We start from the raw sequence: 976 nt of genomic DNA, 5'->3' as shown, positions 1-976 counted from the left end.
CTTCATAAGCATTTGGATCGTATTCAACTCCGGCTACATCACCTGCTTTTTCAGAGATAGTGAATGTACGAGTTTCTTCTTTTGTGAAGGTAAGTTCTGGGAATTGAATCTTACCGTTTGCATCGTTTGAAACAGTGTGGAGAACTGTTCCATTTTCTTTCAACTCAAATTCAAATTGGCCAGCCTCGATAGCTTTACCGTTCAAGACTTTCTTAGCTTCAAGTTGAAGTTTTGCTTCTTTAGCAGCGTATGTGTTTGTAAATTCTTTCTTAGAATCTTTATATTTAACACTTGCAATCTTTTGACCATACACGTTTGCTACAGTAACTTCTGCTTCAAGTACTGAATCATCGTATGTATAGCCAGGTTTGTTGTCATTTACTTCTTTAATTTGGTATTTGAATGTACCTTCATTAGAGAATTTAACTGCTGGGAATTTAACATTTCCTTCAGCATCGTTTTTAGCTTCAGTTACAGAACCATCTGGAGCAATCAATTGGAAAGTAAATGCATCTGCCTCAAGAGTTTTTCCTTCAAGTTTTTTCTTAACTTGGAATTCAACCTCATCAGACTTCGCACCTGAACCGATACCTTCTGTAGTTGTCAAAGCAGCAAATCCATGAACATCAAATGTTTCTTGATCGGTTGTCGCTTTTACATCGTTAAATGCTTTTTTAGTTGCATTGTCAACTGGAGCAGTTAGACGAGTTTTATATAGAATATAGAGACCTTGTCCGTCCATTGTACCATCACCGTTTGGAGTGATTGTAAAGTGATTTCCATCAACAACGTTGATATGGGCAGCTTCTAGTCTTGGACGAGCTTCAGCTTTGTTCCACTCAGTAAAGTAGTAACCAGTAATTTCACTTGCAAGAACTTGTCCTTCTGGAATAGTATCTTCGAGTTTAACCCCTGTGTAAGATTTTGCATAGCGGTTAACACGGATACGCCAGTTTACATAGTTAGGATCGTCTGA

The 976-nt window shown here is 37.8% G+C and carries 1 protein-coding gene; it reads right to left on the bottom strand.

From position 1 onward, the window contains the following. Positions 1-976 (bottom strand): Spy0128 family protein (locus tag GMD6S_RS09505; protein ID WP_000309546.1); only part of this gene is annotated, 976 nt, incomplete at both ends.

Source organism: Streptococcus sp. GMD6S, assembly GCF_000297015.1.
Note: the sequence above shows the minus strand (reverse complement) of the source record. Positions and strands in the feature narration are given on the sequence as shown.